The organism is Streptomyces lancefieldiae (genome assembly GCF_031845825.1).
GTDB classification, from domain to species: Bacteria; Actinomycetota; Actinomycetes; order Streptomycetales; family Streptomycetaceae; genus Streptomyces; species Streptomyces lancefieldiae.
In genome coordinates this window covers 92078-105066 of record NZ_JAVRFH010000010.1, presented here as the reverse complement: position 1 = coordinate 105066, position 12989 = coordinate 92078, and the positions used below count along the sequence as shown (strand labels likewise).

Sequence of the window (12989 nt, the reverse complement as noted above, 5' to 3'; positions counted from 1 at the left end):
ACGCGGCCCGGCTCATGCCCGGGCCGGCCGGACACGGGTCACCGCACATCCAGCATCACCAGAAGGGAAACCCCGTGTACGCCGACGCCATCGTGCTGGCCGGCCACATAGAGACTCTGACCGGGACGACAGCCGGTCCGTCCGCGAACGCCGTCGCGATCGCCGACGGCCGCATCGTCGCCGTCGGCGACATCACCGACCTTGGACCCGTACACGGTCCCGGTACGGTCGTCCACGCGTTCCCGGGCGCCACGATCCTGCCCGGCCTCACCGACGTCCACGCCCACCCCGTATGGGGGTCGATCGAGATCGGCGGTGGCGTGGACCTCGGCGGAGCGTCCACGCTCGACCAGGTCTTCACACGCCTGGCCGACGCCGCGGACCGGCGGCCGGCCGACGTGTGGATCACGGGCTTCGACCTCGACGTCAACGTCTTCGAGGGGCACCCGGCCGGCACCGTCTTCGCGGAACGGTTCCCCGGACGGCCGATCTCGCTGATGTCACGTGACGCGCACGCGCTGGTCGTGAGCCCCCGCGTCGTGGAACTCGCCGGGCTGACCGGCCGCGAGACGTTCACCGACGCCTCGTCGATCGAGGTCGGCCCCGACGGCCGCCCGACCGGTTTCGTGGTCGAACTCCAAGCGATGGGCCTGGTGTTCGCCCATTATCCGGACGTGCCGGTGGAGACCGCCGCCGGGTACGTCCGCCACCAGCTCGACCGCCTCGCGCGCGGCGGCCTGACCGGTCTGCACGCGCTCGACTTCACCGACCCGTCCGAAGCCGTGTACCGGCACATCGAGGAACACGGGGAGCTGCCGCTGCGCGTCCGGTGCTCTCCGCTCGTGCCGGCCGACTCGGCCCCCGAGGTGTGGCAGGAGATCGCCGACCTCCAGGGCCGCCGTGGGCGGCGCTGGCACGTCGAGGGGGCGAAGTTCATGCTCGACGGCACGGCCGACAACGGCACGGCGTGGTTCGACCGGCCGGACATCCACGGCGAGAACCGCGAGCCGTTGTGGCGCGACACCGATGCCTACCGCGCCGGCATGCGGTTCTTCACCGAACGCGGCGTCCCGACCGCGACGCACGCCATCGGTGATCAGGCGGTCCGCTTCGCCCTGGACGTCATCGAGGAAGTCGGCCCGGTCGCCCGCGCCCCGCACCGTATCGAGCACATCGAGTCCCTCCCCGACGACCTGCTGGACCGGTTCGCCGAACTCGACGTCGTGGCAAGCCTCCAGCCCGTGCACGGGACCAGGCACACGCACGCCGACGCGACGGACAACTGGTCGCGGCGCATCGGACCCGACCGCGTCGCCCGAGGCTGGCGCACCCGCGACCTGCTGGACCACGGCGCCGTCGTGGCACTGGGCTCCGACTGGCCCATCGGCCCCGGCGATCCGCGCATCGGCCTCGCCGACTGCCAGCTGCGTCGCCCGGTCGAGGAGCCGGAAACGGCACCCGTGCAGCCCGGACAGGCGATCTCCGCCCGTGAGGCCTACACCGGTATGACGGCGTCCGCCGCCTACGCCGCCGGCGCATCGGACGACCTCGGGAAGATCGCGCCGGGTCACCTCGCCGACCTCACGGTGTTCGCGGCGAACCCTCTCGACCTGACCCCCGACGCCCAGCCCGGCAACCCCGTCCTCGCGACGGTCGTCGGCGGCACGGTACAGCTCCATACGAACAGCGCAGAAGGAAACTCGTGAACCCGGCCATCCCCCGCCCCGCACACCGCCCCCACGTCACGGCCGCCGCCACCGACCCGTATGACCGCGGTGTCGCCCGGGGCGAGCAGCTCCGGGACGGCATCCCCGCCGCGGCGGAGGTGTACGACCGGCTCTTCGCGCTCGGCGGCATCACCCCCGCCCAGGTGGGTGAGGACGCCGGGCGTGCCCTCGACGCGATCGGGCGGTTCCGCCCCGCGGCCCGAGCCGAGATCTCGGGCATCGCCCACGGAGCCGGCGTCGAGGAATGGCGCGTCGCCGCCCTCAACGCCCGCACGGAGATCCTGGCCCGCAGTACCGCCGTGCCTCCGGGGGAGTGCACCACGATCGTGCGCCGCGTCGACGGCGACGACGGTTCGCCGCGCACGTTGGGCGTGCAGACGTGGGACTGGCACGTCGAACTGGGCGCCATGTGGCACACGCTGGAGTCCCGCGGCGGCCGGCACGACGTCGTCGGCCTCACCGAGAACGGCATACTCGGCAAGATGGGCGTCAACAGCGCCGGCCTGGCCCTGCACTTCAACATCCTCGGCCATGTCCGCGACGGCGTCGGCGGCATCCCCATGCACGTGCTCGCGGCCATCGTCCTCGAAGAAGCGGGAAGTGTGGCCGAGGCCGTCGAGATCGTCCGCGGATCGCCCATCGCATCCTCCGGGTCGTTCGCGCTCTTCGACGAGACCGACGCCGCCCTGCTCGACCTGAGCCCCGTCGGAGTCTTCGAGGTGCCGCCCACCCGCGGCACGCTCGTGCGTACCAACCATTTCCTGACACCGGTTCCCGCCGCCGGCGAGAAGACCTGGCTCTACCAGCCGGATTCGGGTGAACGCCACGACTTCGTCCGCGCTCGCCTCGCCCGCAGCCGGCCGCCGGCGACGGTGGACGACCTCGCGGGCCTTCTCGTGACCGGCGACGGCGAGCCGCCGGTGACCTGTCTGCCCGACCCGGACGAGCCACTCGGCCGGCGCTGGGCCAGCCTTGCCACCCTCACCCTCGAACCCGCCACCCGAACGGCCCGCATCCTCGACGGCACACCCGCCGACATCGGCTCCCGCGACTGGCGCGTCCTCACCGCCGGCTGATCCGCGCGCGTGCGGACAGGCAGCACACGGGGTGCTGCCACTCGCGGCGGGACGTTGGCATGGCCGGTGTGGTCAGGACCCGGTGGGCCGGCCCGGTCGGCGCGTGAAACGGCGCAGTCCCCGCCGTGTGGGCTTGAGGGGCTCGTCCTCGGGGGCGACCGGCCCCTGGCCCGCGGTCACGGCGGCTGCCGGTGCCGGGGCCGGTACGGACTGGTTGCCCTGTTGGAGCCGGGTCCGGACGGCGTGGGCCATGGCCTGGTGGGACGGTTCCAGCAGCAGGCCCTCCGCGGACAGCCTCTCCCACATGTGCAGCAGCTCCTGTCCCCGCGTGGCCACCTGGCCCTGGTCCCACAGCCGCTGCCAGGCGGCGGTGGCCCGGGCCACATCCGGGGCCGCACGGTTCAGGTCGGTGCGGCAGCGGATGCGGGCGACGGTCAGCGCGAGGATGGTGGAGAGCATGTAGTCGCCGCGCAGATACGCGAGGTACGCCTCGATCGCCCGTGCCTCCAGCGAGAGTTCGTCCTCCGCGCCCCTGCGCAGCGTGAGGTGCTCCCGCAGTGCGCTGGCGAGGACGAACGCGGCGTGCAGCTCCTCGCGCTGGGCGTGCTGGATGATGCGCTCGACGCGGGCGAGCGGAGGGAACGCCTCTTCCTCCGCGGCGGTACGCTCGCGCCCGGGCGGCAGGTCCTCCTCGTCGGCGATGGTCCGGCTCGAGCCGTCGGGGTACACACGCACGCGTGCCACCTGCCGCACGGTGCGGTCGATGACGGTGGCCGCCACCGGGGCCCCCAGGGTGCGGGCGAACATGGCGACGGCGTCGAGGATCGCCTCGTTGGGGGGCCGCGTGCCGCCCATCTCCAGCAGATGGCCGTTGACCACCGTCGACCCGTCCTCGGCCACGTAGGCGTCGAGACGGATCAGCGGTGGGGCGCTGAGCGCCGGCAGGTTCGCCGCGTCACGGGGCGTCAGTGAGTGGGTCATTCGTTCAGACTCCGGGTCGGACGACACCGAGGATGGGCATGGAGGCGGCCGGTGCGGTCGTGATCGTGCGTCCGGGCCGCGGTGCGTGGACCATCTGCCCGCCCCCGATGTACATGCCCACGTGCGTGGCGTCGTTGTAGTAGATGATCAGATCCCCGGGCCGCGCGGAGGACAGGCCGACCCGGGTCAACCCCTGCCACTGCGCCTGCGAGGTACGGGGCACGGGATGTCCGGCCGCCGCCCATGCCGCGGAGGTGAGTCCCGAGCAGTCGTAGGACGAGGGACCCACGGCACCCCACACGTACGGTTTGCCGATCTGTGCCATCGCGAAGTCGACGGCTCTCCCGGCCGCTCCGCTCACCTTCGTCCCGCCGCCCGAGCCGGTCCCGCCGCCCGAGCCGGTCCCGGCCGAAGTACCGCCGCCGGAATCGGAGCCCGTCCACCTGGACTTGGCCTCCTCCGTCCTCTCCTTTTCCAACTGGGCCAGCCTGCGGGCCTGTTCCTCCTCGAGTCCGGCCTCGATCTGCTCGGCCTCGGTGATCTTCTTCTCGATCTTCTGCTTCGCCGCCGCCTTGTCCGCACGGCTGCTCTTCAGCTCCCGCAGCTCCTTCGCGGCGGCCTCGGTCTGCCCGTCGAGCTTTGTCCGGGCGGCCGACTGGGCCTCCGACACGTTGACCAGGTTCCGCATGATCTGGCGGGCCTGGGACGCCTCGTCCAGGGCCTGGTCGGGGTGGTCACCGAGCAGCAACTGGATGCCCGTGGCGGCCAGATGGCCCCCGCGGTACTGAGTCCGGGCGGCCGCACCGGCGAGGTCGTGCAGGTCGGCCACCCGGTCCTCGGCACGGGCCAGGTCCTTGCGGAGCGACGTCAGCCGCTTCTCCTGCTTGGTCGCCTTCTCGTTCGCGGCGTTGTACGCCTCGGTCGCCACCTCCGCCTCGCGGTAGAGGCCGTCCAGCTCGGCACGGATGGTCTCGATCGACTTGCCGTCCTGCGGATCGGGCTCGTTCGGGGCCGCGTAACTCGGGCCGGGTATCAGGGCGATCGCACAGACCAGGGCTGCTACGGTGGTCCGGCTCCGCAGCTGTCTGCCGCCGATGGACACGTTCATCAGCTCCACTTTCAGAAGTCGCGTGCAGACGTCTCAGACGGACGACTTGCCACGGCAGTCGCCACCACGGGTCACATGGAGGGCCGTTCGACCCTCTAACAGACTACCGTCACGCGAACGGCCGACCCCCGCATCCCCGCCATTGCCGAGCGTGCGTGGTGACGGCCGTTGTGGGGCAAGCCGGCCTGTATCGGGCACGGCACGGTCACCGCGCGGAAATCCACTCATGGCTGCACCCGTGAGCCGCCGGACAAGACCTGGCCGTCCCGCGCCCACGACCGCAGCTTCTCCGGGTTCCGGACCGCCCAGATCCGGGTGACGCGGCCGTCGGTGACGACGAACGAGGCCACCGTCATGACGACTCCGGCACGCTGGGCCACCAGACCGGGCACACCGTTGACCGGCCGCTCCAGGAGTTCGAGCCCCGGAGCCTTGGCCGCGATGGCCACCATGTACTGGGCGATGCGCGCGCCGCCTTCGATCGGGCGCAGGGCGGTACCGACCATGCCGCCGCCGTCGGCGGTCATCACTGCGGCCGGGTCGAGGAGGTCGACGAGGGCCGCGATGTCCTTGCTCTCCCATGCCTCCTTGACCTGCCGCACCGCGTCGGCCTGCACGGTCGCCGTCACCGGAGCCCGCACGGCGCGCACCCGCCGCCGGGCCGAGGCCGCGAGCTGTTTGCAGGCCGCAGGGGACCGGCCGAGAACGTCGGCGATCTCGACGAAGGGGTACCGGAAGACGTCGTGCAGGACGAACGCCACCCGCTCGGCGGGTGTCATCGACTCCATGACGACGAGGAAGGCCATGGTCACCGATTCGTCCAGGACCATCTGGTCGGCGGGATCGGTGCCCTCACCGTGGCCCCACTCGGCACGGTCGGGCAGTGGTTCGGGCAGCCACGCGCCGACATAGCGCTCACGTCGGGCCCGCGCCGAGCCGAGCACGTCCAGGCAGATGCGACCGGTCACCGTGGTCAGCCAGGCGCCGGGGGACACGATCTCCTCCTGACGGCCCCGCGGCAGCGCGTACCAGCGCGCGTACGCCTCCTGCACGGCGTCCTCGGCCTCGGCCAGTGACCCGAGCAACCGGTAGGCGACATTGATCAGTTGGCGTCGCTCGCCGGCTATCTCATCGGTGCTCGTATCCGCCACCCCGCCACCCCCATGTTCCCGACCGACTCCTCGCCTTACCTTTCGCGGGCCCGCGTCGTCGGGCTGGTGACACCCTATCGATCCACTGCCTCCGGGCGGGAAAGGGGACCGTGACATGGCCACCCAGGCGACGGCACAGCGCAGCTACTCGTTTCTGCAGGTCGCGATCGCTGCGCAGACCCTGACCATCTTCCTTCAAGCGGTCTCCGCCGGGCTGTTGTTGACCTCGTCCTACGGAGAGACCCTGCACGATGTGGGAGCCCGTGTGATGTACGGGGCGTCGATGCTGTACGTGCTCGCCGCGGTGCTGGCGTGGAAGCCGGGCGGTGGCTCGCCCCGGCCCATAGGGCACGCGTCCGGCTTCCTCGTCCTCGCCTCCGTGCAGGTCGTGCTGGGCATCGCGCACGTACCGTCCGTCCATCTCCCGCTGGGCGTCCTGATGTTCGGGCTCAGCCTGCTGGCGCTGGCGCGGCGCTGAGGTCCGAGACGCCGTCCGCGCGGACGGCGCGGGGAAAGTGCGCCGCCTCGACGAAGCCCTCGAGCCGGGAGCGGGGAACGGCCGGGCTGTCGATGACGGCCCGCACGGTGATGTTCGTCCCCTCCGAGCCGGTGATCGTGACCGGAACGCGACGGGCGTCTGCGCCGCACGCGGAACGGTGATCCGCCGGACGGCGGCGTAGATCCGGTCGGGGGCCTGGGCGGTTCGCATAGATGCGAATCGTTCACGTATGGGAAAGATTCAATCGAGACTGCATGCCGGAGCGCTTCCGACCCCTCCCTTGCCCTGATCGCTCGCATGTCACCGAACGTGATGCGAGAAGTTTCGGACTCGCGAGCTCTGGTCCTGTGCCGGTCCCCCGGCACAGGAATGTCACGGACCTGTCCGTCGGGACGGAGGACGCCGCGGGTGCGGGTCCCGTCAGGCCCCGCCCTCGGTGGCGCGCGCCGAGGGCACCAGTTCGCGGATGTCCGCCGGCAGTGCTCCGGACACGTTCTCCATCAGCTCCGGGGTGAGGGCGGCGTCGAGCACCTCCAGGACGCCGGCGGCCTCGCGCAGGGCGGCATCCTCGTCCGTTCCGGTGCGGGCGGCGATGCGCCCGGCGAACGCGGTCAGGTCGAAGCGCTCCGCCGACGGCTTCGATGATCCTGCGGTCGCGGAGTCCGTCACCTCTCGGATCGAGGCGGCCAGTTGTGGCGAAAGCTGAGCGGCCATGTGGTCGGCGAGCCCGGACGGCAGCCGTTCGGCCAGCGTGGTCAGGACCGCACGCGTGGCCTGCTCAGCAGGTCCGCGGCCGGGCAGCTGCGTCAGAGCCTGCACCTTTCCGATCATTTCGTCGTGCTGCATGAGTGTGGTGTCCTTTCCTCGAGGTCCGCTTCCTCAAGGTCTGATTCAGCGGGACGACACCGGTACAAGGGCGGGTACCCCGTTGCCGGCCGCCCACAAGGCGTCTTCGGGGGGTCGGGGGAGCAGGGGATGCAGGTGGTTCGGGGTCATTGCACAATGGTGCAAGTGCGGCTTGTGCCACGCTCGTGCCCCGCCGGCCGTCACGCCGGCAGACCGGTTTCGCCTCCGCACGAGGTCGCCCTGCGGCGCATCGAGCAGGCCGCGGCGCGCCGATCTCATGGGTCCGGTTGCCGTGTGAGCTGCAACGGCACTGGGCGCGCAAGGAGACCGTCGAGGAGTTCCTGCGGCTGTTCATCGAGACCGGTGGCACGCCGGGGCTGCAGTTCGCCAACGACCGCGACGGACGTTGACCACCCGTGCTCCGCGGGCGCCGATACGGCAAGTAGCCCCATGAGTTGGCCGCTCGCGTGGCCGTGAGCGAGGCTGGGAGCGTGACGCACCAACCGCCTTCTTCGGGCATGGGCGACTCTCCACTTCAGGGGAGCGAGAGGGATGGGTTCGCCCAGACCGACACCAGCCGCGTAGAGGCCTTCAGCGATGCGGTGATGGCCATCGCCATCACGATCCTGGCCCTGGAGATGCGCACGCCGGAGCACGCATCCGGCCACCTGCTGAGCGGACTGCTGCATCAGTGGCCCGTGTACCTCGGGTACCTGATCTCGTTCGCGTACATCGGAGTGATCTGGCTGAACCACCACCAGGCGTTCACTCGGATCCGTACCGTCGACCGCGGGCTTCACGCGGCGAATCTGGCTCTGCTGCTCACCACCGCGGCTCTGGCCTTTCCCACGGCTGTGATCTCCGAGGCGCTGCAAGAGGACCTCGTCGGCTCCGACGCCCGCACCGCGGTGGCCCTGTACGCACTGATCGCCGCCGCGATGTGCGCCAGCTGGCTGTGGATCTACGTTCATCTCGCCGGAAAGCCCGCACTGCTCTCACCTCGCGCCGAGCCGCGCTATGTGCGACAGGGGCAGGCACGCTCGGCTGCCGGCATCCTGGCGTACGCCGTCGGAGGCGCGCTGGGATGGTTCCTCCACCCGGTCATCGCGCTGGCGGTCTTCCTGTGCCTGCCCGTCTTCTACTTCGTCACCAGCGAAGGCCTGCCCCAAGTGCGACGTCAGCGCTCGTAGCACCTCGGCGTACGCCTGCCTCCGAGCGGTGGCTGTCGTCGCGGTGGACGACGGTGTGGGCGACCGGTGGGGGACGACGTCAGGCGTTCGGCGAGGGCGGTGAGTGGCCGCTGCTGCGGCTCCCGGCGGTCGCCCTGGACGAGAGGCTTCCGGCTGCCGCCCCCGGGACGGCCCTGGGGGTGCTCAGGCGGGGAGGTTCCTGTCGACGACGAAGCTGATCTCGATGACCTGGCCCGGGAAGGTCAGTTCGGTGACGCCGAGGACCGTGCTGGCGGGGCGGTGGTCGCCGAAGTACGCCAGGTTGCCCCGCGCCGTCGCCGCGGCGTTCTGCCGCAGGTCCACCACGTACAGAACCTGCGAGACGACCTGCTTCCGGGTGACTCCGTAGTGGTCCAGGACCTTGTCCATGTTGGCGTGGGTCTGCTCGAGTTGGGCGGCGAAGTCGTCCGCGTGGGAGAACTCGCCCGACTCCTCGAGCGAGAGCTGCCCGGAGACGTGGATCAGCTCGCCGGAGCTGATCGCCTGCGAGTAGCCGAAGTCGCTCTCGGCCGGCACGTTGTGGTTGAAGACGTCGACGGTGGTGGCCATGGTGGTTGCCTTTCCGCTGTGCTCTCTTGTGGTTACTCGGAAACTGTAGGAGAGTGACCGCGGACCTGGAAGAACGCACTTTTCGGTGACTGAGGAACCTGATGGTGACCAAGCAACTGCTCAAGGGCCTGCCCGAGGACGCTGACCTGAGGCGCGCGGACTCCCTGGCGCGGGAGATCTTCTCGGACGTCGCCAACAAGTGGGCGCTCCTGATCATCGAGACGCTCGGCGAACGCACCCTGCGCTTCAGCGAGCTGCGCAACGAGGTCGAGGGTGTCAGCCACAAGATGCTCACCCAGAACCTGCGCATGCTGGAACGCAACGGCTTGGTCGACCGGAAGGTCCACCCCACCGTGCCGCCGCGGGTCGAGTACACCCTCACCGAGCCGGGCCGGGCGCTGCGCACCACGGTCGACGCACTGTGCGGCTGGACCCACCAGTACCTCGGTCACATCGAGAGCGCGCGCGGCCGTTTCGACACCTGAGGGCACGAGGATCGTGCCCCACGACGTCACCGGGGTCAGCGGAGGGACGGCTTGGGCGCCGGGGTGCGCTGCGCCAGCGGGACTGTCGCCGGTTCCGCGTCCTGCCCGAGGAAGAACCGGCGTACGACGCGTTCGGCGGCGTGTCCGTCGTCGTACTGGCAGAAGCGTTCACGGAAGGCGGCACGCAGCGTGGCGGCCTCGGGACCGCGCCAACGACCGCTGCGGAAGGTGTCGACGAGTTCGTCCTCGGTGGTCGCGACGGATCCGGGCGTGTCACCGGGGCGGCCGGAGAGGAGGTCGAAGGTGACGCCGCGGACCTGGGAGTAGACCTTCCAGTCGTCGGCGTAGATGACGACGGGGCGGTCGAGGTTGGCGTAGTCGAAGGTGAGGGACGAGTAGTCGGCGATGAGTGCATCCGCCGCCAGGCACAGGTCCTCGACGACGGGGTGACGGGACACGTCGATGACGGCACCCTGTTCGGCGAGGTCGCTCAACTCCGGATTCCGTCCGTAGAGGTAGTGGGTACGGACCAGCAGGACGAAATCGTCGCCCAGAGCCTTGGCCAGGCGTGCCAGGTCGAAGGACGGTGTCCAGTCGGTCCGGTAGTCGCGGTGGGTCGGTGCGTACAGCAGGGCGGTCTTGCCCGGGGCTATACCGAGTCGGGCGCGGATGGCGGCGACGTCCTCGGCGCTGGAACGGTAGTAGCGATCGTTGCGCGGGTAGCCCGCATGGAGGGTCTCGTAGGTGCCGGGGTAGGCGCGCTTCCACTGCCTGGTGGAGTGCTGGTTGGAGGAGACGCTGAGGTCCCAGCGGTCCACACGTGCGAGGAGGCGGTCGAAGTCCATGCCCCGGGCGGCGGCGGGAAAGCCACGCTGGTCGATGCCCATGCGTTTGAGCGGGGTGCCGTGGTGCGTCTGCAGGTGGAACTGCCCCGGGCGCTTGACGATGCTGTCCGGGAAGTTGACGTTGTTCACGAAATACCTGGCACGGGCCATCACCTCCCAGTAGCGGCGCGAGTCGCGAAGCACGTGGTCGATGCCGTCGGGCACCTGGTCGGCAAGCTCCTCGCGTACCACCCAGACGCCGTGCACCTCCGGGGCCAGTTCCTTGGCCTTGTCGAAGACGGCGAGCGGGTTGCAGGACGGCAGCCGGTCCCAGTAGGAGGTGTAGACGGCGAGGTTCGGATCCAGAGATCCCCGGCGCTGCACGGTGTACATGCCCGCGTACGCGCGCTTGCCGACCTTGGTTCTGGCCTTGAGGACCTTGCTCGGTCCCGCCTTCGTGACCCGTTCGGCGAGTTCGGTCGCCTGGTAGGCGCGGTAGGACCTCTTGGCCAGGGCACGCATGTACACCCCGGTCGATCCCTCGGGCAGAGTGAAGCCGGCCGGGAGGTGCTCCGCGTAGAAGTCCGAGGTGCGGTCGAAGAACTCCCGGCGGTCGGCGACCCTGACCCGCTCAGGGCGCTTGAGCGCGAACAGCATGTGGTACACGGCCCGCTCGAACAGCAAGGACTGGGCCCACACCAGTTCGGGACGCTCCGCGAGGAAGGCGAACAACCCCTCGTACTGGGTGAAGATGTCGAAGTGCTTGCGGCCCGGCGTCTTCGTGATGGCGCCCTGGCGGCGCTGACGGTACGCGACGCCGACCCTGTTCAGGCACCCGATGCGCTCGGCCGTGACCATCGCCATGAAGGTGACCGGCGCGTCCTCGTACAGGCCGGGGGCGTACTGGAAGCCCTGCTCGAGGAAGAACTCGCGGCGGAACGCCTTGTTCCAGGCCACCAGGAACAGCCGCAGGTACTCGGGCCGGTCCTTGAGGCGGAAGACGTCCGTGCCTGCCCGCTCGATCAGGTCCGCGGCCTTGCTGCGGTCGCCCCGGCCCCACCAATGGGTACGCACGTGGTCGAAGGCGAGGATGTCCAGGTCCCCGACCGCATCGAGCCGGGCGGCCAGCGCCTGCAGCAGGCCGGGGAGGTAGGAGTCGTCACTGTCGAGGAAGAGGACGTAGTCACCCCGCGCGCGCTCCAGTCCGGTGTTGCGCGCCCGGCCCAGGCCCACGTTCTCGGGCAGGTGGACGGCCTTGACACGCTCGTCGCGGGCGGCGTACTCGTCGATGATCGCCCCGCAGGAGTCCGGTGAGCAGTCGTTGACGACGATCAGCTCGATGTCCCGGAACGACTGCTCCAGAACCGAGTCCAGGCACTCGCGAAGGTACCCCTCCACCTTGAACACAGGGATGACGACGCTGAACCGAGGCATTCGGACAACTCCAGGCGATGTAAGGGTTACCGGAACTCGTCACGAAGACTCGCGATGGTCCCGCGAGGTTGTACATGCGCTGGGAATCGGCGTGATCGCCGCCGGGTCCGCGTCGCGAACGGCAGGACCACGTCGGTCGCTCCCGGGCCACCGTCGGGAGCGGTGCGCCCCGCAGACGTGCGGCAACCGGGTACGCGGGACATCCGGACGGGGAGGGCGCCTCACGCGGCCCGTTCCCGCAGGCGGTGCGGGTGTGCCGGGTAGACGCCCAGGACGCGCACCTCGGAGGAGAAGAAGCGCAGTTCCTGCAGGGCGAGCTCGACGTGGGACTCGTCGGGGTGGCCCTCGATCTCGACGTAGAAGCAGCTCGGGTTGAGGCCGGCGCCCATCTGATAGCTCTCGATCTTGGTGAGGTTCACCGCGTTGCTGGCGAAGCCGCCCAGCGCCTTGTAGAGGGCGCTGGGGATGTTCCGTACGGCGAAGAACAGGCTCGTCATCGTCGGCCCGTCCGTGAGGGGCGCGAAGGTGGCGTCGCGGGACAGGACGACGAACCGCGTGGTGTTCTCCGGGTCGTCCTCGACCCCCGCCCGCAGCACGTCGAGCCCGTAGTGCCGGGCCGCGGCGGGCGGGGCGAGCGACGCGTGCCGGGGATCGCCCAGCTCCGCCACCTCGCGGGCCGCCCCCGCGGTGTCGTCGCAGACGAGCGTGCGCCAGCCGCCCTCCCGCAGCACCTTGCGGCACTGCCCCAGGGCGTGCACGTGGCTGCGGACGCACTCCACCTGGTCGAGCGACGTTCCGGGGACGCCCATGAGGTCGAAGTGGATGGCGAGGAAGTACTCGCCGATCACGAACAGGCCCGACTCCGGGAGCAGGTGGTGCACGTCCGCCACCCGTCCGGCCGCCGAGTTGTCCACCGGGATCACCGCCAGGTCGGCCGAGCCCAGCGTCACCGCGTCCAGGGCCTGTTCGAAGCTCGTGCAGGGCAGCTCGGTGCTGCCGGGGAACAGCTTCTGGGTGGCGGTCGCCGAGTTGGAGCCGTGTTCGCCCTGGTATGCGACGGTCGTCACCGTTTGTCACCTT

The 12989-nt window shown here is 70.3% G+C and carries 13 protein-coding genes; 6 read left to right on the top strand and 7 right to left on the bottom strand.

The window, feature by feature from the left end:
* Positions 1-74 precede the first annotated feature (74 nt).
* Both RM812_RS12855 and RM812_RS12850 read left to right on the top strand, forming a co-directional pair.
* Entirely contained in the window at positions 75-1706 is a 1632-nt protein-coding gene (locus tag RM812_RS12855; protein ID WP_311572619.1) for an amidohydrolase, read from the top strand.
* Positions 1703-2803, top strand: a complete 1101-nt coding sequence (locus tag RM812_RS12850; RefSeq protein WP_311572618.1) for a C45 family peptidase — start codon at positions 1703-1705, stop codon at positions 2801-2803. Before RM812_RS12855 ends, RM812_RS12850 begins: the two co-directional genes overlap by 4 nt.
* 72 nt (positions 2804-2875) lie before the next feature.
* Here the strand turns inward: RM812_RS12850 and RM812_RS12845 are convergent, their stop codons facing one another.
* From RM812_RS12845 to sigJ, 3 genes are all read right to left on the bottom strand, one after another.
* Positions 2876-3784 carry a hypothetical protein gene (locus RM812_RS12845; protein WP_311572617.1) on the bottom strand — a complete coding sequence of 303 codons (909 nt, stop codon included), beginning with the start codon at positions 3782-3784 and terminating at the stop codon, positions 2876-2878.
* Positions 3785-3788: 4 nt separating this feature from the next.
* Complete coding sequence (locus tag RM812_RS12840; protein ID WP_311572616.1) at positions 3789-4892, bottom strand: C40 family peptidase; 1104 nt, start codon at positions 4890-4892, stop codon at positions 3789-3791.
* 224 nt (positions 4893-5116) lie between these two features.
* Positions 5117-6043, bottom strand: coding sequence for an RNA polymerase sigma factor SigJ (gene sigJ / locus RM812_RS12835; protein ID WP_311572615.1), 927 nt, complete (start codon positions 6041-6043; stop codon positions 5117-5119).
* 115 nt (positions 6044-6158) lie between these two features.
* Between sigJ and RM812_RS12830 the strand changes: the two genes are divergently transcribed.
* Positions 6159-6521: a hypothetical protein gene (locus RM812_RS12830; RefSeq protein WP_311572614.1), complete on the top strand. Its 363-nt coding sequence runs from the start codon at positions 6159-6161 to the stop codon at positions 6519-6521.
* Positions 6522-6962: 441 nt separating this feature from the next.
* Here the strand turns inward: RM812_RS12830 and RM812_RS12825 are convergent, their stop codons facing one another.
* A complete protein-coding gene (locus RM812_RS12825; RefSeq protein ID WP_311572613.1) occupies positions 6963-7388 on the bottom strand; it encodes a DUF2267 domain-containing protein in 426 nt (141 codons plus the stop codon).
* Positions 7389-7675: 287 nt separating this feature from the next.
* Here RM812_RS12825 and RM812_RS12820 point away from each other — a divergent pair, with 287 nt between their 5' ends.
* Positions 7676-7798 carry a hypothetical protein gene (locus tag RM812_RS12820; protein ID WP_311572612.1) on the top strand — a complete coding sequence of 41 codons (123 nt, stop codon included), beginning with the start codon at positions 7676-7678 and terminating at the stop codon, positions 7796-7798.
* A 108-nt stretch (positions 7799-7906) separates the two neighbouring features.
* Positions 7907-8578, top strand: a complete 672-nt coding sequence (locus RM812_RS12815) for a TMEM175 family protein (protein ID WP_311572611.1) — start codon at positions 7907-7909, stop codon at positions 8576-8578.
* A 183-nt stretch (positions 8579-8761) separates the two neighbouring features.
* Here the strand turns inward: RM812_RS12815 and RM812_RS12810 are convergent, their stop codons facing one another.
* On the bottom strand, positions 8762-9166 hold the full coding sequence (locus tag RM812_RS12810; protein ID WP_311572610.1) for a RidA family protein: 405 nt from the start codon (positions 9164-9166) through the stop codon (positions 8762-8764).
* Positions 9167-9267: 101 nt separating this feature from the next.
* Between RM812_RS12810 and RM812_RS12805 the strand changes: the two genes are divergently transcribed.
* On the top strand, positions 9268-9651 hold the full coding sequence (locus RM812_RS12805) for a winged helix-turn-helix transcriptional regulator (protein ID WP_311572609.1): 384 nt from the start codon (positions 9268-9270) through the stop codon (positions 9649-9651).
* A 35-nt stretch (positions 9652-9686) separates the two neighbouring features.
* Here the strand turns inward: RM812_RS12805 and RM812_RS12800 are convergent, their stop codons facing one another.
* Both RM812_RS12800 and RM812_RS12795 read right to left on the bottom strand, forming a co-directional pair.
* Entirely contained in the window at positions 9687-11909 is a 2223-nt protein-coding gene (locus RM812_RS12800; protein WP_311572608.1) for a bifunctional glycosyltransferase/CDP-glycerol:glycerophosphate glycerophosphotransferase, read from the bottom strand.
* A gap of 221 nt (positions 11910-12130) precedes the next feature.
* Positions 12131-12976: a prephenate dehydratase gene (locus tag RM812_RS12795; RefSeq protein WP_311572607.1), complete on the bottom strand. Its 846-nt coding sequence runs from the start codon at positions 12974-12976 to the stop codon at positions 12131-12133.
* Positions 12977-12989: the final 13 nt, after the last annotated feature.

Coding starts and splice junctions, on each gene's coding strand:
- RM812_RS12810 (WP_311572610.1), bottom strand. CDS start 9,166: ATGGCCACCACCGTCGACGTCTTCAACCACAACGTGCCGGCCGAGAGC.
- RM812_RS12840 (WP_311572616.1), bottom strand. CDS start 4,892: ATGAACGTGTCCATCGGCGGCAGACAGCTGCGGAGCCGGACCACCGTA.
- RM812_RS12825 (WP_311572613.1), bottom strand. CDS start 7,388: ATGCAGCACGACGAAATGATCGGAAAGGTGCAGGCTCTGACGCAGCTG.
- RM812_RS12800 (WP_311572608.1), bottom strand. CDS start 11,909: ATGCCTCGGTTCAGCGTCGTCATCCCTGTGTTCAAGGTGGAGGGGTAC.
- RM812_RS12845 (WP_311572617.1), bottom strand. CDS start 3,784: ATGACCCACTCACTGACGCCCCGTGACGCGGCGAACCTGCCGGCGCTC.
- RM812_RS12805 (WP_311572609.1), top strand. CDS start 9,268: ATGGTGACCAAGCAACTGCTCAAGGGCCTGCCCGAGGACGCTGACCTG.
- RM812_RS12815 (WP_311572611.1), top strand. CDS start 7,907: ATGGGCGACTCTCCACTTCAGGGGAGCGAGAGGGATGGGTTCGCCCAG.
- RM812_RS12830 (WP_311572614.1), top strand. CDS start 6,159: ATGGCCACCCAGGCGACGGCACAGCGCAGCTACTCGTTTCTGCAGGTC.